The sequence below is a fragment of the Kitasatospora nipponensis genome, from assembly GCF_039528135.1.
In the GTDB taxonomy this organism is placed as follows: domain Bacteria; phylum Actinomycetota; class Actinomycetes; order Streptomycetales; family Streptomycetaceae; genus Kitasatospora; species Kitasatospora nipponensis.
In genome coordinates, this window is the sequence record NZ_BAAALF010000521.1 from 1 (window position 1) to 1,027 (window position 1,027).

A 1,027-nucleotide genomic window follows, 5' to 3' on the forward strand; every position below is an offset into this window, starting at 1 on the left:
CCCAGGTACCGCACCGCGTCAGCCGACCACCGGGATCGTGCCTCCGCTCCCGGGCTCAGCCCGCCGCCAGCTCGCGGGCCCGGGCCCGGGCCCAGCCCTCCGCATCCAGGACGTCCTCGATGGTCAGAGAAGTTCCCGAGCGCGGCACGCCGTGCTCGGCGACCACCTTGGCGACGGTGTCCACGATCCCGGTGAAGGCCAGGCGCCCGTTCAGGAAGGCGTCCACGCACTCCTCGTTGGCCGCGTTGAAGACCGCCGGCGCGGTGCCGCCGAGCGTACCCACCTCGCGGGCCAGCCCGACGGCCGGGAAGGCCTCGTCGTCCAGCGGGAAGAACTCCCAGGTGGCGGCCTGGGTCCAGTCGCAGCCGGGGGCCGCGTCCGGTACCCGGTCCGGCCAGCCCAGGCCCAGCGCGATGGGCATCCGCATGTCCGGCGGACTGGCCTGGGCCAGCGTGGAGCCGTCCGTGTACTCCACCATCGAGTGGACCACCGACTGCGGATGGACCACCACGTCGATCCGCTCGAAGGGGATGTCGTAGAGCAGGTGCGCCTCGATCACCTCCAGGCCCTTGTTGACCAGGGTGGCCGAGTTGATGGTCACCACCGGGCCCATCGCCCAGGTCGGGTGGGCCAGTGCGTCCTTCGGGGTGACGGCGGCCAGCTGGTCGCGCGAGCGCCCGCGGAAGGGACCGCCGCTGGCGGTGACCACCAGGCGGCGCACCTCGCGCGGGGTGCCGGCGGTCAGCGCCTGGAAGAGCGCGGCGTGCTCGGAGTCCACCGGCACGATCTGCCCGGGGGCGGCCAGCGCCCGCACCAGCGGACCGCCGACGATCAGCGACTCCTTGTTGGCCAGCACCAGCACCCGGCCGGCCTTCAGCGCGGCCAGCGTCGGCGCCAGGCCGATCGAGCCGGTGATGCCGTTCAGCACCGAGTGGCAGGGCAGTGCGGCCAGCTCCGTGGCGGCGTCCGGACCGGCCAGCACGGTCAGCATGGCCGGGATGCCCAGCGCGCTGACCCGCAGGTAGGT

Annotated in this window: 1 protein-coding gene; it reads right to left on the reverse strand. The window is 73.7% G+C overall.

Annotation, left to right across the window (positions count from 1 at the left end; all coding sequences use genetic code 11):
* Positions 1-55: 55 nt before the first annotated feature.
* Positions 56-1,027 (reverse strand): 1-deoxy-D-xylulose-5-phosphate reductoisomerase (locus tag ABD323_RS41620; RefSeq protein WP_344447284.1); only part of this gene is annotated, 972 nt, incomplete at its 5' end.